This is a genomic window from Streptomyces olivaceoviridis (genome assembly GCF_014650115.1).
Lineage (GTDB): Bacteria > Actinomycetota > Actinomycetes > Streptomycetales > Streptomycetaceae > Streptomyces > Streptomyces olivaceoviridis.
Window position 1 is genome coordinate 68,888 of the sequence record NZ_BMUI01000030.1, and the last position, 17,400, is coordinate 86,287.

20 protein-coding genes are annotated in these 17,400 nt (G+C 72.9%); 12 read left to right on the forward strand and 8 right to left on the reverse strand.

Going from position 1 to position 17,400, the window contains the following annotated elements; all coding sequences use genetic code 11:
* Positions 1 to 78: 78 nt before the first annotated feature.
* The gene (locus IE273_RS36290) at positions 79 to 1,260 is read left to right on the forward strand and encodes a winged helix DNA-binding domain-containing protein (protein ID WP_189819379.1); all 1,182 of its coding nucleotides are present in this window, start codon (positions 79 to 81) and stop codon (positions 1,258 to 1,260) included.
* A gap of 53 nt (positions 1,261 to 1,313) precedes the next feature.
* Here the strand turns inward: IE273_RS36290 and IE273_RS36295 are convergent, their stop codons facing one another.
* Entirely contained in the window at positions 1,314 to 1,628 is a 315-nt protein-coding gene (locus tag IE273_RS36295) for a hypothetical protein (RefSeq protein WP_189819380.1), read from the reverse strand.
* A 163-nt stretch (positions 1,629 to 1,791) separates the two neighbouring features.
* Between IE273_RS36295 and IE273_RS36300 the strand changes: the two genes are divergently transcribed.
* A complete protein-coding gene (locus IE273_RS36300; RefSeq protein ID WP_189819381.1) occupies positions 1,792 to 2,163 on the forward strand; it encodes an arsenate reductase family protein in 372 nt (123 codons plus the stop codon).
* A 120-nt stretch (positions 2,164 to 2,283) separates the two neighbouring features.
* On the forward strand, positions 2,284 to 2,967 hold the full coding sequence (locus IE273_RS36305; protein ID WP_189819382.1) for an SCO2207 family protein: 684 nt from the start codon (positions 2,284 to 2,286) through the stop codon (positions 2,965 to 2,967).
* Between the two features lie 3 nt (positions 2,968 to 2,970).
* On the opposite strand, the gene IE273_RS36310 is transcribed toward IE273_RS36305, so the two are convergent.
* Entirely contained in the window at positions 2,971 to 3,825 is an 855-nt protein-coding gene (locus tag IE273_RS36310) for an alpha/beta fold hydrolase (RefSeq protein WP_189819383.1), read from the reverse strand.
* A gap of 47 nt (positions 3,826 to 3,872) precedes the next feature.
* Between IE273_RS36310 and IE273_RS36315 the strand changes: the two genes are divergently transcribed.
* From IE273_RS36315 to IE273_RS36335, 5 genes are all read left to right on the forward strand, one after another.
* Complete coding sequence (locus IE273_RS36315) at positions 3,873 to 4,358, forward strand: MarR family transcriptional regulator (protein WP_189819384.1); 486 nt, start codon at positions 3,873 to 3,875, stop codon at positions 4,356 to 4,358.
* Between the two features lie 198 nt (positions 4,359 to 4,556).
* The gene (gene glnII, locus IE273_RS36320; RefSeq protein ID WP_189819385.1) at positions 4,557 to 5,588 is read left to right on the forward strand and encodes a glutamine synthetase; all 1,032 of its coding nucleotides are present in this window, start codon (positions 4,557 to 4,559) and stop codon (positions 5,586 to 5,588) included.
* A gap of 493 nt (positions 5,589 to 6,081) precedes the next feature.
* The gene (locus IE273_RS36325) at positions 6,082 to 6,657 is read left to right on the forward strand and encodes a winged helix-turn-helix domain-containing protein (RefSeq protein WP_189819386.1); all 576 of its coding nucleotides are present in this window, start codon (positions 6,082 to 6,084) and stop codon (positions 6,655 to 6,657) included.
* A 472-nt stretch (positions 6,658 to 7,129) separates the two neighbouring features.
* Positions 7,130 to 8,146, forward strand: coding sequence for an NAD-dependent epimerase/dehydratase family protein (locus IE273_RS36330; RefSeq protein WP_189819387.1), 1,017 nt, complete (start codon positions 7,130 to 7,132; stop codon positions 8,144 to 8,146).
* 180 nt (positions 8,147 to 8,326) lie between these two features.
* Positions 8,327 to 9,868, forward strand: a complete 1,542-nt coding sequence (locus tag IE273_RS36335; RefSeq protein WP_189819388.1) for a DUF1996 domain-containing protein — start codon at positions 8,327 to 8,329, stop codon at positions 9,866 to 9,868.
* Between the two features lie 80 nt (positions 9,869 to 9,948).
* Here the strand turns inward: IE273_RS36335 and IE273_RS36340 are convergent, their stop codons facing one another.
* On the reverse strand, positions 9,949 to 10,341 hold the full coding sequence (locus tag IE273_RS36340; protein ID WP_175252129.1) for a hypothetical protein: 393 nt from the start codon (positions 10,339 to 10,341) through the stop codon (positions 9,949 to 9,951).
* 116 nt (positions 10,342 to 10,457) lie between these two features.
* On the opposite strand from IE273_RS36340, the gene IE273_RS36345 reads away from it, so the two are divergent.
* From IE273_RS36345 to IE273_RS36355, 3 genes are all read left to right on the forward strand, one after another.
* Positions 10,458 to 10,958, forward strand: a complete 501-nt coding sequence (locus IE273_RS36345; RefSeq protein WP_229887886.1) for a tetratricopeptide repeat protein — start codon at positions 10,458 to 10,460, stop codon at positions 10,956 to 10,958.
* A gap of 49 nt (positions 10,959 to 11,007) precedes the next feature.
* Positions 11,008 to 12,927 (forward strand): hypothetical protein, encoded by a 1,920-nt coding sequence (locus tag IE273_RS36350; protein ID WP_189819389.1) that lies wholly within the window; start codon positions 11,008 to 11,010, stop codon positions 12,925 to 12,927.
* Positions 12,928 to 13,033: 106 nt separating this feature from the next.
* Complete coding sequence (locus IE273_RS36355; RefSeq protein ID WP_189819390.1) at positions 13,034 to 13,723, forward strand: TetR/AcrR family transcriptional regulator; 690 nt, start codon at positions 13,034 to 13,036, stop codon at positions 13,721 to 13,723.
* Here IE273_RS36355 and IE273_RS36360 read toward each other — a convergent pair.
* From IE273_RS36360 to IE273_RS36370, 3 genes are read right to left on the reverse strand one after another with little or no spacing between them, the layout of a single operon-like run.
* Positions 13,720 to 14,538: an SAM-dependent methyltransferase gene (locus IE273_RS36360; protein WP_189819391.1), complete on the reverse strand. Its 819-nt coding sequence runs from the start codon at positions 14,536 to 14,538 to the stop codon at positions 13,720 to 13,722. The two genes, IE273_RS36355 and IE273_RS36360, sit on opposite strands and share 4 nt — an antisense overlap.
* A 38-nt stretch (positions 14,539 to 14,576) precedes the next feature.
* Positions 14,577 to 14,828, reverse strand: coding sequence for a DUF397 domain-containing protein (locus IE273_RS36365; RefSeq protein ID WP_014672316.1), 252 nt, complete (start codon positions 14,826 to 14,828; stop codon positions 14,577 to 14,579).
* Positions 14,825 to 15,697, reverse strand: coding sequence for a Sco1979 family transcriptional regulator (locus IE273_RS36370; protein ID WP_189819392.1), 873 nt, complete (start codon positions 15,695 to 15,697; stop codon positions 14,825 to 14,827). Before IE273_RS36370 ends, IE273_RS36365 begins: the two co-directional genes overlap by 4 nt.
* Positions 15,698 to 15,942: 245 nt before the next feature.
* Between IE273_RS36370 and IE273_RS36375 the strand changes: the two genes are divergently transcribed.
* A complete protein-coding gene (locus IE273_RS36375; protein ID WP_189819393.1) occupies positions 15,943 to 16,389 on the forward strand; it encodes an ATP-binding protein in 447 nt (148 codons plus the stop codon).
* 19 nt (positions 16,390 to 16,408) lie between these two features.
* Here IE273_RS36375 and IE273_RS36380 read toward each other — a convergent pair whose 3' ends face one another.
* Together IE273_RS36380 and IE273_RS36385 are read right to left on the reverse strand one after the other, a co-directional pair.
* Positions 16,409 to 16,771 (reverse strand): 5-carboxymethyl-2-hydroxymuconate Delta-isomerase, encoded by a 363-nt coding sequence (locus IE273_RS36380; protein ID WP_189819394.1) that lies wholly within the window; start codon positions 16,769 to 16,771, stop codon positions 16,409 to 16,411.
* A 132-nt stretch (positions 16,772 to 16,903) separates the two neighbouring features.
* The coding region (locus tag IE273_RS36385; RefSeq protein WP_189819395.1) for an alpha-1,6-glucosidase domain-containing protein at positions 16,904 to 17,400 on the reverse strand (497 nt) is incomplete at its 5' end.

Sequence of the window (17,400 nt, forward strand, 5' to 3'; positions counted from 1 at the left end):
CCGCCTCGCCCCACGCGCGGTGTCAGTGGCACCGGCGACCATGGCGACAGCGCATCGCGAGCCGAAGGGGAGGCCGGTATGGCGGAGGAACGGCGGTACGTCGACGTGGTGGAGCGGCGGGCCCGGCTGGCCGTGCGGCACCGGCTGGCCGGGGCGGCACGGGCGGTGACGCCCGAGGAGGTCGCGGCCTCCCTGGTCGCCCTGCACGGCTCGGACCCGGCGACCGTGCACCTGGCGGTGGCCGCCCGGCTGACCGACCCCGCGCAGGCGGTACCGGAGACGGAACGGGCGCTGTACGAGGACCGCACGCTGGTGCGGATGCACGGCATGCGGCACACGGTGTTCGTGTTCCCGGCGGACCTGACGGCCGTCGTCCACGCCTCGACGGGCCTCGCGGTGGCCGCCCGTGAGCGTGCGAGCCTGCTGCGGGACATGGCGCTGGCCGGCGCCCCGGACGCGGCGTGGCTGGCGGAGGTCGAGGAGGCCACGCTCGCCGCGCTGGCCCGGCGCGGCCAGGCGACGGCGGCGGAGCTGGCGGCGGACGAGCCCCGCCTGCGCGAGCGGTTCGTCCACGCGGCCGGGAAGAGCTACGAGGGCGTCCACACGGTCTCGACCCGCCTGCTGCGCGTGCTCGGCGTGGAGGGCAAGGTGGTCCGGGGCCGCCCGCTCGGCTCCTGGACGTCGAGCCAGTTCCGCTGGGCGCCGGCGCCGCCCCACCCCGAGCTGGACGTGGCCGGGGCCCAGGCGACCCTGCTGCGCCACTGGCTGCGGGCGTGCGGCCCGGCGACCGAGGCGGACCTGAAGTGGTGGACGGGCTGGACGCTCCGGGAGGTCCGCCGCGCGCTGGCGGCGCTCGGCGCCGAGGAGGTCCTGCTGGACGAGGGCACGGGATACGTCGGTGCCGGGGACGCGGAGCCGGTGACGGGCCCCGGCGCGCCCTGGGCGGCGCTGCTGCCCGCCCTGGATCCCACGGCCATGGCCTGGCAGCGGCGCGACTGGTACCTGGACCCGGCGTTGCGCCCCCTGCTCTTCGACCGCAGCGGCAACGTGGGTCCGACCGTGTGGTGGAACGGCCGCGTGGTGGGCGGCTGGGCCCAGCGCGCGGACGGCGAGATCGTCTGGCGGATCCCCGAGGAGGGCGCCCGCCGGGAGGCCGCGGCCGAGGTCACGGCGGAGGCGGAGCGCCTGCGCGACCGGCTGGACGCGACCCGGATCACCCCGCGCTTCCGGACCCCGCTGGAGCGGGAACTGACGGCGTGACGGTGCCGGGTGCCCCACGCCGGTGACGCGGGGCACCCGGCACCACGGCCGGCTCAGCGCGAGTAACGCATCAGCGCCCGCACCATGTGGCACGTGGTGTCGGACGGCGGGCGCATCCCGATCCGCTCCGCCGTGCCGCGGATCGTCTCGTTCCGGGCCTGGTCCGGCAGGTACACCCCGGAGTCGAGCAGGGCTATGGCCAGGCGCATGGCCTTCAGGCGCCGGTTGTGCGCGACGTACCACTCGCGCGGCCGTCCGGCCGGCAGCGGTCGCTTCGCCTCGGGCTCGTAGGGCGAGTCGAACAGCACGGAACGCTTGGCGGTGGACTGGGTCGGCAACGGCTTCGGCTTCAGGGCGGCAGCGGGCACAGGCATCCTCCTGTCGCGGTCAGGGCACACGCCGGGGTCCGGCGCGCACCCTCGAACACTGCTTCTATTCTACGGGCCACCACTGACAAAATCCCCTGGCCACAAGGGCTTTCGGGGATCCAGTGACGGGGGTGCAGAACGGGTTTCGCGTACCGTGTGCGGCATGGAGATCTGGATCAATCCGGCCTGTTCCAAGTGCCGCAGCGCGATCAGTCTGCTCGACGCCGAGGGGGCCGAGTACACCGTCCGCCGTTACCTGGAGGACGTGCCGAGCGCCGACGAGATCAGGGCCGTACTCGGCCGGCTGCACCTCGAACCGTGGGACATCACCCGCACCCAGGAGCCGGTCGCCAAGGAGCTGGGACTCAAGGAGTGGCCGCGGGACGAGAGCGCGCGGGACCGCTGGATCACCGCGCTCAGCGAGCACCCCAAGCTGATCCAGCGCCCGATCATCACCGCGGACGACGGTACGGCGCTGGTGGCCCGCAGCGAGGAGGCCGTACGGGAGGCCCTCTCCCACGGCGGCAACGGCTGAGAGCGCATCAACTCCCAGGTGACGCAGGTCACTTCACCGGCTCCCGCAACCGCTGAGCAGCCTCGTTCGGTATCTCGTACATAGCGGCGTACGCTCCCCCTACCTCTTCAGGAGGCGCGCATGTCGCGCAGGAGAACTCTCGGTACGAAGAAGAAGCTCGCGCTGCTCGTCAGCGCCGCGGCGGTGGCGGGCGGCGGGGCGTTCGCCCTGGCGTCCACCTCCAACGCCGCGCAGAGCCCGCAGGACGCCAGGACGCTGTCCGCCGGGGACTCGACCGTCTGCCAGGGGCTGGCCACGGCCCTCGGCAACAACGAGAGGTTCATCGCGGACCAGAAGACGAAGCCGGACGCGCAGTCGGCGGCCCGGATCGCCAACCGGCAGGCGGTCATCGAGCAGATCAAGGTCCAGCAGAAGGCGTCCGGTTGCACCGTTGGGGAGTCGGCTCAGGGCTCCCAGGCGGCGCAGGGCGGCGGCGCCGGGCAGGGCGGCGGTCAGCAGGCGGGGGGCGCCCAGCAGGGCGGCGAGCAGCAGGCCGGAGGCGTCCAGCAGGCCGCCGGCCGGCAGGTGTGCAAGGGCTCCACCGTGACGCTCTCCGGCGAGGGCGGCGCCCCGGCCGCGTCCAGCGACCAGTTCCCGGCCGGGACGACCCTGAAGGTCACCAACCTGGACAACGGCAAGTCCACCACGGTGAAGGTGACGTCCGTCTCCGGCAGTTGCGTCCTGCTCAACAACGCCGCCTTCGAACAGGTCCGGGAACCGGGCAAGTTCCTCATCCGGCGCGCGGTGATCGAGAAGGTGGGGTGAGGCTCAGGGAGCCGACAGGAAACCGGTGAGGTGGCGGATCAGGGCCGGCGGTGCCGTCTGTGGCAGCGCATGGTGGGAGACGTCCGGCAGTACGGCCGTCTCCGCGTGCGGCAGCAGCGCACCGGCCCGCGCCACCACCTCGTGAGGGTGATGGGTCCTGCTGTTCGCGGCCACGAGCAGCAGGACCGGCACCCGCAGGGCGCGCAGCGCGTCCGGCGCCGGCCGGGGCCCGGTCACCGGCTTCGCCGCCGGGAAGCCGGCGGCGGCCTCCTGGAGCGCCAGCCAGTCGGGGTCGAGCGCCGCTCCCCCGGTCTCCCACTCCAGGAAGGCGCGGACCCGGCGGGGTGCGGGCCGCAGCAGCATCGGCAGCGCGTGCAGCAGGTACGCCGTCGTGAACCCGGCGAAGCACTGGGTCGGGTCCAGGAGGAACAGACGGCGCACCCGGGCGGGCGCGCGCAGCGCGTGGTGCAGGGCGATCCAGCCGCCGTAGGAGTGGCCGCCGAGGTCGGTCAGACCGACACCGAGGCCGTCCAGGACGGCGTCCAGCCAGTCGGCCAGGTCGGCGACCGTGCGGGGGTGGCGGTCGCCGGCCCGGCTCAGCCCGGGTGCGCCGGGCAGGTCCACGGCGTGCACCCGGCGGATCCGGGCGAGGCCGGCGGCCTGCGCGTACCAGGAGGCGGAGGTCGCTCCGCCGCCGCCCGGCAGCAGGAGCAGCGGTGGCGCGTCCCGCGGGCCGCAGACGTTGACGTGGGCCTCGCCGAAGGGTGTGGCGACCGTCAGCGCCTCACGGTCGGCGGGCCACTTCGCCATCACCTTGTCGTACGCAACCCGGTACGCCTCCCGGTCGTGTCCGGCCATGGCGCCGCCCCCTATCATCTCGCTCAGCAAGATATTCGCCGAGCGAGATGATAGCCGGGAGGCAGCCCGTGTCCACCCCGTCCGGCCCCGCCCCGGGGCCCGAGCTGGAGATCGTCCACCTGCTGCGCGCCACCACCGTGGAACTCGGCCTGCACAGCGGCCGGTTCGCCCAGCGGAACGGCATGCACCCCACCGACGTGCGCGCCCTGATCGCGCTCATGGACGCGCGGCGCGCGGGCGAGGAGATGAGCGCCGGACGGCTCGGCGGCGTGCTCGGGCTCAATTCGGCGGGTACGACCGCGCTCGTCGACCGGCTGGAGGGGGCCGGGCTGGTGCGCCGGGTGCGCGGCGAGCGGGACCGGCGCAGGGTGGTGATCGAGGTGGAGGACCGCGCGGTGGAGCTCGGCCAGGCATTCTTCGGGCCGCTGATCGAGCGTTCGGTGGAGCTGCTGCGCCGCTACGACGACCGCCGGCTCGCGGCGATCCGGGACTTCCTCACCGGCGTACGGGAGGCCGCCGCCGGCGGGCGGTGAGCGGCCCGCACCTCACCCGGCGCGGCCTCACCGGGTGAGCCCGGACACAGAACGACCAGGTAACACGGGGTTCACAAACGAGCAATGGACGGGAAACGGCCTGTTGACAGGCTGCCCGGCAGATCGAGCGGCGCACCGGTGCCGCAGCGCCGCAGCACCCGCGAGTGCACCCGACCCACCCCCGAAGGATGTGGCCCCGTGACCTTCAAGGCTGAGTACATCTGGATCGACGGCACCGAGCCGACGGCCAAGCTGCGTTCCAAGACGAAGATCATCACGGGTGCCCCGGCCGGTCTCGACGCGCTGCCGATCTGGGGCTTCGACGGCTCCTCCACCAACCAGGCCGAGGGCCGCTCCTCGGACTGCGTGCTCAAGCCGGTCTTCACCTGCCCGGACCCGGTCCGCGGCGGCGACGACATCCTGGTGCTGTGCGAGGTGCTCGACACCGACATGCAGCCGCACCCGTCCAACACCCGCGCCGCGCTGGCCGAGGTCGCCGAGCGGTTCGCCGCGCAGGAGCCGGTCTTCGGCATCGAGCAGGAGTACACCTTCTTCGACGGCTCCCGCCCGCTGGGCTTCCCCGAGGGTGGCTTCCCGGCCCCGCAGGGCGGCTACTACTGCGGTGTCGGCGCCGACGAGATCTTCGGCCGGGAGATCGTCGAGGCCCACCTGGAGAACTGCCTGAAGGCCGGTCTCGGCATCTCCGGCATCAACGCCGAGGTCATGCCGGGCCAGTGGGAGTTCCAGGTCGGCCCGCTCGCCCCGCTGGAGGTCTCCGACCAGCTGTGGGTGGCCCGCTGGCTGCTGTACCGCACCGCCGAGGACTTCGGCGTCTCCGCGACCCTGGACCCGAAGCCGGTCAAGGGCGACTGGAACGGCGCGGGCGCGCACACCAACTTCTCCACCAAGGCCATGCGCGAGGGCTACGACGCCATCATCACCGCGTGCGAGTCGCTCGGCGAGGGCTCGAAGCCGCTGGACCACGTGAAGAGCTACGGCGCCGGCATCGACGAGCGGTTGACGGGCCTGCACGAGACCGCCCCCTGGGACAAGTTCTCCTACGGCGTCTCCGACCGCGGTGCCTCGGTCCGCATCCCGTGGCAGGTCGAGAAGGACGGCAAGGGCTACATCGAGGACCGCCGCCCGAACGCCAACGTCGACCCGTACGTGGTGACCCGCCTGCTGGTGGACACCTGCTGCACCGCGCTGGAGAAGGCCGGCCAGGTCTGATCCGTACCGCCACGTCCGAGGGGCGCCCGCCGTCATGGCGGGCGCCCCTCGCGCGCGTGACGCCCCGTCCTCACCCCGTCGCTGTCCGAGGAATGAGACGGCAATCCTGCCACCGGCGGGCGGCGGCAGGCCGCTGACCAGGGCGGAATTCCGGAGTTCGGGGTGCACGCAACGTCAATTCCACACCAAGGAAGCGTCCAAGCAGTGAGAGGAGGCTCCTGCCCGGCGCACGCCTCTGCTTCAATGGGCGCATGGACGGCTTCCAGCAGATCACCGCGACGGGTCGCCACGACCTTGAGCCGTTCTGGCCTTCCCGTCAGCACCACGACTTCGACCGTGTGTGTCGCCCCGCGAGGAACGCGCGGGCCCTCTAAAGCCGTACACCCCGGCCTTCGGCCAGCGCGGAACGACGTACGTCCTCCGGCGCGCCCGACCACGAATCGCGGCCGCCGCACCTTCCGACGAACTCCTCGCGCGAAAGAGCTGACCTCTCATGGCGACCTCCCGTTCCCTCTCCACCGCCACCCTGACCGCCCCCGCCGCGAACGGCACCCGACACCGGCTGCGGGCCGTCGACCGGGACGAGGTGGTGGACGTCGCGGACTTCCTGCCGCCCGGCGCCACCTGGCTGCCCGCGCCGCAGCACGCCCTGCCCACCCTGCCGGGCCAGCCGCCGATGGTCGGCTACCTGGTGCTGGTCCCGGCCGACCAGCGGCCCCCGTTCCTGCCGGTCGCGGTCCCGGACCAGCCGGAGACCGAGGCGGACCCCGGCGCCGAACCGCCGGTGCGGATCGACCCCGTGCGGCGCACCGCCAGCGTCGACGGCCGTGAACTCGACCTGACCTACCTGGAGTTCGAGCTGCTGGCGCACCTGGTGGCGCACCCGCACCGGGTGCACACCCGCGACCAGCTGGTCACCACGGTGTGGGGCTACGGCCACGTCGGCGACGGACGCACCGTCGACGTCCACATCGCCCGGCTGCGCCGCAAGCTGGGCGCCGAGCACCGCCAGGCGATCCAGACGGTGCGCCGGGTCGGCTACAAGTACACCCCTCCGACCGCCCGCTGACGATTCCGCCCCTGGCTGGACCGCCGACGCCCATGGCCTGAGCTCCACCGGGCCCGGTGCGGCCACCCGGACACCGCCCGAGCCAGACGGTTCCGCCTCCGGCTGGGCAGCCGACGCCCACGGGCCCGGACTCCGCCGACCGCACGACCCCGGCGAAGCCCCCAGGGCAGCCACCGGGACCGGTGCGGCCACCCGAGCACCGCCCCAGCCAGACGGTCCCCCTCCCGCTGGGCCCCCGGCTCCCACAGGCCCGGGATCCCCGGGACCGGTGCGGTCACCCGGGTACCGCCCGGGTCGGTGCCGTCGAAGTCGCGCACGACCGGGGCGGGGACGTCGGCGGTCGCCGGGCCCGGCGGCCGTGCGGCACCGGTGGGAGCCGGGTGCCAGGGGCCCGGCAGCCGCGTCCCACCGGACGTTCTGCCCTCGGCAGAGCCCCGCGTCGCCACGGCTCCGGACCGGGCACGATCCCGGCATGAGACTTCTCGTGCTGGGCGGAACGGAGTTCGTGGGACGGGCCGTGGTGGAGGCCGCGCTCGGACGCGGCTGGGAGGTGACCGTCTTCCACCGGGGACGGCACCGACCCCCGTCCGGGGTGCGGTCGTTGCACGGCGATCGCACCGCGCCCGACGGCCTCGCCGCCCTCGCGGCGGACGGCGAGGGCTGGGACGCCGTGGTGGACACCTGGTCGGCCGCCCCGCGTGCCGTGCACGAGGCGGCCCGGCTGCTGCGCGGCCGGGCCGGGCGGTACGCGTACGTCTCCAGCCGGTCGGTGTACGCCTGGCCCTGGCCGCGCGGCAGCGCGGAGGACGCCCCGCTGGTCGAGGGCGCCGCCGCGGACGCCGGGGCGACGGACTACGCGCGGGACAAGCGCGGCGGGGAACTGGCCGCCGTCGGGGCCTTCGGCGCGACGGACTCGCTGCTGGTCCGGGCCGGGCTGATCCTCGGCCCGTACGAGAACGTCGGCCGGCTGCCCTGGTGGCTGACCCGGATCGCCCGCGGCGGCCCGGTCCTGGCCCCCGGCCCGCGCGGACTGCCCGTGCAGTACGTCGACGTACGCGACCTCGCCGAATGGCTGCTCGGCGCGCTGGAGCGCGGGCTGTCCGGGCCGTACGACCTGGTGAGCCCGCCCGGCCACACCACCATGGGCGAACTGCTCCAGGCGTGCCTGCGGGTCACCGGCGCGGACGCGGAGCTGCGCTGGACCGGCCCGGAGCCGATCCTGGAGGCCGGGATCGAGCCGTGGACCGAGCTGCCGGTGTGGGTGCCGCCGGGTGGCGAGATGTACGACGCCGTGCATGGCGCGGACGTCTCGCGGGCGGTGGCCACGGGGCTGGTGTGCCGGCCGGTGGGCGAGACCGTCGCGGACACCTGGCGGTGGCTGGCACAGATCGGCGGCAGCGCCCCCCAGCGCCCGGACCGGACCTGCAAGGGCCTGGACCCGGAGGTGGAGGCGAAGCTGCTGGCACGGACCGGGAGCGACCCGACATGACCGTCGGTGTCCGTGAACTCCCGCTGCGCGGGCGGCGGTTGGGGCCGCTGTCACACGGTGGTTCCGTGAGGAATTCGTGAGACCGCTGAACACCTGAGGGGCGGCGCCCGTATGGAAGGGCGCCGCTTCACTCCTGTCGGGCGCCTCGATGCTGCCCCGCAAGGAAGTCAGAGGAGTTCCATGGGACGCAACACACGAAAACGCCGTACGCCGCTGGCCACCAAGGCCATAGCCGCATCGGCGGCCCTAGCGCTCGGTGGGGGCGGGCTGATCTGGGCGAACTTCCACGCCTCGGCTCACGAGTCGGACAACCAGTCGTGGGGAGGCAACCAGACGAAGGCCGCGACGGCGCAGGTCTCGACGATCTCCTGCCCGGACGTGGGACAGAAGCTCACCAACGTGCCGGCGCAGGCCCGTACCGAGGTCGCCGGGGAACTGGCCAACCTCGACCGCCAGATCACCGACGCCTACCAGCGTCTGGCGACCACGCGGGACGCGCAGGCCAGGGACGCGAGCTTCGTGCAGAACTCCATCCTCCAGCCGCTCCAGGACCGGCGGAAGGTGATCCTCGACCGGATCAAGCTGGAGATCACCCGCGTCGGCGGCACCGCTCCCGGCAGCCTGGACACCCTGGCCACCTGCACGGCGCAGAACGCCAACCAGCCCACCGCCGGCGGCCAGCAGCAGAACGGCGGCCAGCAGCAGGGCGGTCAACAGCAGGGTGGCCAGCAGCAGAACGGCGGTCAGCAGCAAGGCGGCCAGCAGGGTCAGAACGGCCAGCAGGGCAACATCGGCGGGCAGGCCGGCAACGGCCCGGTCGCGGCCGACTTCGTGGACATCACCAAGGTCCAGGCGAACGTCAAGGCCAAGCCGCGCGCCGGCCGCAACGCCTCGACCGGCACCTTCACCACGCGCTGCGGTGTGAACGCCAACAAGAACCACAACACCGACAACGTGATCGTGGCCCCCGGTGTGGCCAACGGCGCGCACCACCTGCACGACTACGTCGGCAACCAGAAGGTCAACGCCTTCTCCAGCAACCAGACGTTCCTCCAGGCCGCCACGAGCTGCCAGAACCGAAGCGACCTGTCGTCGTACTACTGGCCGGTGGTCCGCGTCCAGGACGGCACCCAGGACTTCGACCAGAACGCCGACGGCGGTGGCAAGGAAGGCAATGTCGGCCGCATCCTGACCCCGGTGCAGGCGCAGATCAAGTACGTGGGCAGCCCGCGGAGCAAGGTCGTGGCGATGCCGCAGTTCCTGCGGATCATCACCGGTGACGCCAAGACCACCACCAACGGCCTGGCCAACGCCAACGCGCACTGGAGCTGCACCGGCTTCGAGAACAAGGTCCAGCTGACCACGCAGTACCCGATCTGCCCGCGGGGCAGCAAGGTGGTGCGCACGTTCGCCTTCCAGAGCTGCTGGGACGGCCAGAACGTCGACAGCGCCAACCACCGCACGCACGTCGCGTTCGCCGACGCGGGCGGCAACTGCCAGAACGGCTTCAAGGCGATCCCGCAGCTGACGATGCGCCTGGTGTACGACATCACGCCGCCGACCGTCCAGAACGGCCAGGTGAAGAACGCCTACGCGGTGGACGGGTTCCCGGAGCAGCTGCACAAGGCGGCCACGGACCACGACGACTTCATCAGCGTCACGAAGAACGGTCTGGCCAACAAGATCGCCAACTGCGTGAACCGCGGTCAGAACTGCTCGTGATCCCGTAACGGGCGCAGGACAGAAGGCCGGTGACGATCCCCCCTCCCGTCACCGGCCTTCGCCGTGCCCGAAGGCGCTCGTCAGCCGCTGTGCGCGTGGTGGTCGGCGCCGTCCTCCAGGTCGCCGCCGAGCGTGCCGCGCAGCGCCTTGACCACCCCGTCGTCGCCGACGGCGACCCACTTGCGGCCGACCAGGTAGTGACCGCCGTAGTCCTTCGCGTCGTTGATCCACTCACGCTGGCCGCGGTCTGTGGCGAAGGTGGCGAGGATGAACTTCCCCTCCCCGGTACGGCAGATGGCCTGGCGGATCTCGTCCGCGTCGGTCTGCATGTTCGGCGCGCACTTCACCTCGGCGGCCAGGTGCTCCAGGCTGCCGGTCGCGGTGGGCGGCACGGACTCCGTCGTCCCGCCCGAGCCGCAGCCCGCCAGCGTCAGCACGGCCGCGGCGCCGAGCAGCAGTCCTGTCAACCTCATCTGTTTCCTCCGGTCCGGTGGGGCCGAGCATGCTCCGACGCCCTCGGATACGGCTCCCGCGCGCGCTGCGCTCAAAACCGGTGACCGGGCGCGGACGGGTGTGCGAGGGTGACGCGGTGAACCAGAACTGGGAAGACCGCGTGGCCGCCGCCTGGGCCGCCTTCGACGCGTATCCGGAGGAGCGCGCGCACGAGTTCCGCGCCCTGATCGACACCCTCGTCGCCGAACTGCCGGACGACAGCCCGCTCGGGCCCTTCGAGCGGGCCTGCGCCTGGGACTCCACCGGGCACTCCGACAAGGCGGTGCCGCTGTACCGGGAGGCGCTGGCCCGCGGACTCGACGGGTACAAGGGCCGCCGGGCGAAGATACAGCTGTCGAGCTCGCTGCGGAACACCGGCCGGGCGGAGGAGGGCGTCGAGCTCCTGACCCCCGAACTGGACGCGCCGTCGGACGAGTTGGACGACGCGGTGCGGGCCTGTCTCGCCCTGTGCCTGTCCAGCCTCGGCCGCGACCGCGAGGGCCTGTCCCTGGTGCTCGGCGCGCTCGCCCCCCATCTGCCGCGCTACCAGCGGTCGATGGCGAACTACGCCCGCGCGCTGGTCGAACCCCGGGTGTGAACCACTCGTCCGGCGGTGACCAACCGCCGGCTCGCTCGTTCTCCCGGACGTGCAGTCACAGGATGTATCCCAGCGTCACGCACCCTTCCCCGCCGGGAGCGCGGGCCCGGTCGACGTCGAGCAGGCCGAGGCCGCGCTCGTCGAGCACTACCCCCGGCTGGTCCGGCTCGCCTACCTGGTGCTGCCGCCGGGCCTCGGCCGCAGCCGCCGGGTCCTGACCGCACACGCCCTCGCCCAGCGCGCCCTGCCCCGGGGCCGCAGACAGCCGTCCGTGATCCCGGCCCAGGCCGCCGGCCGGGAGGGCGATCCCGGGTACACCTACCTGCGCGAGCGGGTCCTGCGCACGGCCCTGGAGGCGGCCCGCCCCCGCAAGGGGCTGACCCGGCTCACCCGGCTCACCGCGCCGCTGCCCCAGGTGTGGGGCCTGAAGCTGTTCCCGCGCTCCGGCGGCGCCGACGAACTCGCCCTGGACCAGCGGCTGTCCACCCTGTCCGGCCCGGCCCGCGCCGCCTACGTCCTGCGTGGCCTGGAGAAAATGCCCGACCCGGACATCCGCGATCTGCTCGACGCCGCCGGGGTCGCCGACCCCGGGGGCGCGCTGGCCTCGGCGAACAGTGTGCCCATGCAGCCGGGGCTGCTCTCCTCCCCCGAGTTCGACCCCTGCTCGCTCCAGGCGCGGCCCACCGATCTGATGCGCCGCCGCCAGCACGCCAAGGCCGCCCTCGCCGCCGCGGCGGCGCTCGCGGTGTGCGGTGCGCTGATCGCCCTGCCGGGCGGCGGCTGGGGCCCCGACGGCGCCGCCGCGCCCGACTACGCCGAGAACCCGGCCGCCGAGGCCGCCCTCGACCCCGGCAAGGTGGTCCGGGTCTCCCCGACCGCCTGGCGGACCTCGGCCCGGACCGACTTCTCCGTGTGGCCCGCGCGCGGCCCGCTCACCGGCGACAAGGCCCTGCTGCGCCGCGCCCTCGCCGTCTGGGCCCGCCCCGGGGAGGCGGTCCGCGTCTCGGCGACCCCGGGCACGCAGACCGGCGGCCCGGCCGGCCCGCCCCAGTTGCTGTACGCGGGCGAGGTCGACGCCGCCCGGGTGGTGCTCCTCTACGACGGCCTGCGCATCGCCCGCTACGCCGAGCCGAAGAACGGCACGCAGGGCGCGGCGCTGGACTTCGCCCGGGTCGACGGCGCGACGGGCGCCGGGGCGAGCGCGCTGGTGCTGGGCCGCTCCGACGGCAACGTCCGCTACCTGACCGCCCCGTGGGTGACGAGGGCGGCGCAGCGGGACCTGACGAAGCCGGACGCGGGCGCGACACCGCTCACCCTCGCCGACGGCGTCACCGCGCCGCTGGCCAGCCCCGCCGTGCGGACCGGCGGCTGCACCTCGTGGACCGTGCTCCAGCTGACCGACGTCTCCGGCACCCGGCTCACCACCGACCTCGGCGAGCTGGTCCCGGCCCACCTCACGGCCGGCCGGCCCGGCGCGCCCGGGGAGGCGTCCGGCGCGCGGGGCCTGCGCACCTGGGCGCCGTTCGCCTGCTCCCTGGCGGCCGAGCGCTCGTCGGGCATCCGGAGCGTCAACGCCTGGGCGTACGCCGAGCAGCCGCTGCCCGAAGGCACCGGGCCCGGCGCGTGGGTGTGCACCCGGGCGGAGACCTGGCGCGGCGACGGCACGGCCGCGCTGGCCCAGTTCCGCACGCCGGGCGGGGCGGCCGGGGCGGTCGTCGCCAAGGGCACGGATGTGCCGGCCTGTGGACCGCGTGATCCTCATGTGCTGGCCGGTGTGCTGTGGAAGTCGGCGGCGGGGACCTGGTACCTGTTGGCGGCGGGCAGCGAGGGGACGTCGTCGGTCTCCGCGACGGGCGGGGTCACGGCGTCCGCGCGGGGACCGCTGCTCGCCGTCAAGGCCGAGCAGGGCGCGCGGGCGGACCTGAAGGGGACCCTGGCGGACGGCCGGGAGATCGGCGGGCTGCGCTAGCCGGCAGGGGTGGTCCGTGCCGGGCTGTGTCTCCCGGGCACAAAGTGATCGCCCGGTGCTCGACATGTGCTCACGAGCGGCCGGAACCGATCGGTAAAGTGTTCGTATGAGTACCGGGGTGCGCCGCAGGATGGGTGTCGAGGAACGTCGGCAGCAGCTGATCGGCGTCGCCCTCGACCTGTTCAGCCGACGCTCGCCCGACGAGGTCTCCATCGACGAGATAGCCTCGGCGGCGGGCATCTCCCGGCCGCTCGTCTACCACTACTTCCCGGGCAAACTCAGCCTGTACGAGGCCGCGTTGCAGCGTGCGTCGGAGGATCTCGCGAGCCGTTTCGCCGAGCCGCGCGAGGGTCCGCTGGGTGCCCGGCTGCTGCGGGTGATGGGCCGCTTCTTCGACTTCGTGGACGAGCACGGCCCCGGTTTCTCGGCCCTGATGCGCGGCGGCCCGGCGGTCGGCTCCACGACCACCAACGCGCTCGTCGACTCCGTCCGGCAGGCCGCGTACGACCAGATCCTGTCCCACCTGGGCGTGACCGAGGCCTCCCCGCGCCTGGAGCTGGTCGTCCGCTCCTGGATCTCGCTCGCCGAGTCCACGGCGCTGATCTGGCTGGACGGCCGACGCATCCCCCGCGCCGAGCTGGAACGGCAGCTCGTCCACGACTTCGCGGCGCTCGCCGCCGTCAGCGCCGCCTACGACGAGGAGATGGCGACGGTCCTGCGCGGCATCCTCAAGGAGGAGCCGGCCGAGAGTCCGCTCGGCGAACTGGTCGGCCGGCTGACAGCGCTCGCCTCCTAGGGCTTGATGCCCACCCCCGTCCACAGGCTGACCTCGGCGTCCGTGGGGATGTCGGAAGCGGGCCGGGTGGTGTCGGGGCGCCAGTGGTGGCCCACGGTGACACCCGGGTCGAGGAGTTCGAGCCCGTCGAAGAAGCGGGTGACCTGCGCACGGGAGCGGAACTGCACCGGGGTGCCCGCGGAGGTGTAGATGTCGGTGACCTTCTGCCAGGTGGCCGGGTCGAAGTCGGGCGTGCAGTGGCTGAGCGCCAGGGCGCTGCCGGAGGGCAGGATGCCGAGCAGGCGGCGGACGATGCCGTACGGGTCCTGGGCGTCGGTGACGAAGTGCATGAGGGCGTTCAGGGACAGCGCCACGGGCCGGCTCAGGTCCAGTACCGCGGTGAGCTCGGCGGAGTCCAGCAGTGTGTCGATGTTGTTGACGTCCGCCTCGATGTACGTCGTACGGCCCTCACGGGTGCTGCGCATGAGGCGCTCGGCGTACTTGAGGACGAGCGGGTCGTTGTCGGCGTAGACCACCCGGGCGTCGGGGACCACGGACTGGGCCACCTGGTGCAGGTTGGGCTCGGTGGGGATGCCGGTGCCGATGTCCAGCCACTGGCGGATGCCGTGTTCCCGGGCGAGGACGCGGGTGGCCCGGTGCATGAAGGCCCGGTTCTCACGGGCGCACACGAAGATGGCGGGATACGCCTCGGCCACGCGTTCGGCGGCCTGCTTGTCGACCTCGAAGTGGTCCTTGCCGCCGAGGTAGTAGTCGTACATGCGGGCGGAGTGCGGCCTGCTGGTGTCGATACTCCGTGTGGGCTGCGAGCTGGTCATCCTGTCCCTTTCGGTGGGGGGTGCGTCGGCTGTCCGGGTCAGTGGGCCGTCAGGTGGTCGGCCAGGCCCCTCTTGACCCCCGTGACGAACGCCGTGATCTCTTCCGGCGTGTAGATCAGCGCGGGACCGTCGGGATCCGTCGACTGCCGCACGGCCACGCGTCCGTCGGCGAGTCGCTTCGTCTCCACGCACTGGCCCCCGTTGGGGCCGCTCCACGGGCACTCCCAGCCCTGGTCCCCCAGGTCCGAGGCGGGCATCCCGTTGTAGACACTGCCCTCGGCGATGGTCATGAGTACTCCTTGCGCATGCGGTCCAAGAGCGCCCTGCTGTCCGCGGACGAGGTCAGCAGCGACATGCGGTTGTGCGCCTCCAGATGCGCCACGACGTCGGAGCGCTGGTCGAGGTACACGGCGGCGGAGAGGAGTTCGCTGTAGACGATGTCGGGCAGTTCCGGCTCCTCGAACCGGAAGTAGGTGAAGGGGGCGCACGCACCGACGTGCGCGCACGCCGTGAAGGGCACGATGTCGAGGCTGACGTGCTCCAGTTCCGAGACTTCGAGCAGCCGGTCGATCTGCTCCCGCATCACCTCGGGCCCGCCCACGACCCGGTGCAGCACGGCCTCCTCCATCACCACCCAGAGGGTGGGCGCGTCGGGCTTCTCCAGCAGGCTCTGGCGGCGCAGCCGCAGGTCGACGCGCCGGTCGAGGTCCTCGGAGGTGTCGTTCGGGAAGCCGCCGCTCAGGGTCGCCCGGGCGTAGGCGGGCGTTTGCAGCAGCCCGGTGACGTAGTGCGGCTCGTAGGTCCGCAGCACCTTCGCACCGGTCTCCAGGCTCACGTAGGCCGTGAACCAGGCGGGTACCACATCCCGGTACGGGTGCCACCAGCCCGGCTCGTTGGCCCGTTCGGCGAGGGCGACGAACTCGTCGATCTCCTGCTGGTCGGCGCCGTAGGTCTGGAGCAGCTTCTCGACGTAGAGGATCTTCAGGCCGACCTCGGCCTTCTCCAGCCGGCGGATGGTCAGGGGCTTCACCCGCAGGGCCCTGGCCGCGTCGTCCAGGGAGACGCCCGCGCTGAGGCGCATGTCCTGCAACCGTCGGCCGAGGATCATGCGGAGAACGGTGGGTGCACTGCTGCCGGCGCCCGCGCGTACCTCGTTCATGTGCCCTGCCTCCTGAGAGCTCGTCACCAGGCCCGAGGATATGGCGATGTGATGCGTCGATCGGACCGGATCACGTCCGGCTGAAATTATCAGGGAGGCGGTTGCAGTGTGAACTAGTCCACGAGCATAGTTACTTGTGTGACGAAGCCACCGTCACACGAGACGCGGACGCGCCAAAAGCCATACCGGTAGGGCGAGTTGGCGAACGCGTCGTTTATCGCGCCCCTCCATGGAAGGCGACCGCCGTGTCCCCCCACACGACTTCCTCACTCCGGCACCCGGGCGGAGCGACCATCGACCGCGCGCACTGGCTCGAACTGCCGGGTCACCGCACGAGCGTCAGAACGGCGCGGCGTTTCGTCAGCGCACGGCTCTCCTCCTGGCGGGTGCCCGAAGACGCCTGCGCGAACGCCGTGCTCCTGGTGTCCGAGCTGGCCACCAACGCGGTACTGCACACCCTCAGCCTGCGCATCCTGTGCGGTATCCGTCTGCTGTCGGACGCCGGCCTGCGCCTGGAGGTGCACGACCGGGACGACTCGGGCCGCCGCCTGCCCTGCCGCGTGCCGGGTCCCGACGACGAGGGCGGCCGAGGACTGCTGCTCGTGCAGGAGATCGCGGACAGCTGGGGAGTCGTCCCTTCGCCGCTCACCGGGGGCAACGCGGTCTGGGCGAACCTGGCCACCGGCCTGTGAGCACCGGCGGGCGGCGAACCTAGCGCTCGAACTTCCGGTAGGAGGCCGCGAGGTCGCGCACCTCGGCGGAGGCGTGCAGGACGAACCCGTCGTCGCGCACGTGCTCGCGCAGCAGTTCGAGGACGGTCTCGGTCAGGCGCGTCCTGGTCTCCTCCGTACGGCCGGCGAGCAGGCCGATCGTGACGTGGACGACGGCGTGCCGCTGCTCCTCGGGGTCCTCGTAACCGAACGCCGTGAGCGCGCTGGGCCGGAACTGGGTCTTGCACGCTTCCGGCTTCGCGTCCGCGATCTCGACGGTCGCCGTGTGCAGGGCGCGGGCGAAGCCGACGCGGTCGAAGGCCGGAGCCATCACGGCGGAGTAGTCGACGGTGATCTGCGGCATGGGGCTCACTCCTGTTCCAGGGCAACGGTGTCACCCTAGCCCGGGTGCCGCCGCCCCGGTCCGGGCGCCTCCCCGCGGTGAGGTGGGGCGGACCCCGCCCGGGGTCCGCCCCACCTCACCGGTGCCCGCGCGTCACCGCCGGGTGAAGACCGCCACGGTACGGCCGGGGACGGCGAACGTCCCCGAGTCCGGGGCGAACGCCGCGGTCCTCACGACCGGGTCCGCCCCCGACGCCTGCACCGGATGCAGCCGGTAGTGCTCCCCGGCCAGCGCGGCGATCCGCTGCTCCTGCGTTCCGGGCGTCGCGTTGAACACCACCACGAGGTCACCGAGGCGCATGGTGATCACGCCGGGGGTCTCGTCCTTCCCGGACAGCGGGAACGACAGCTGTTCCTGCACCCGCGCGGCCGTCCCGAGGGAGAACGCCTTCTCGGTGGTGCGGATCTTCAGCAGGTCGCGGTAGGCGGCCGAGGCGCCGGTGATCTGCTCGCAGCCGACCTTCACGCTCGTGAGCAGCGGCCGGGCGTAGTCCCACGTGGAGGCGTTGTCGGCGGCCGGGGGCAGTCCGCGGCCGAAGCCGTTGCCGTCGGCGCAGTTCCAGTGGATGGCGTTGAACCAGTCCCCGCTGT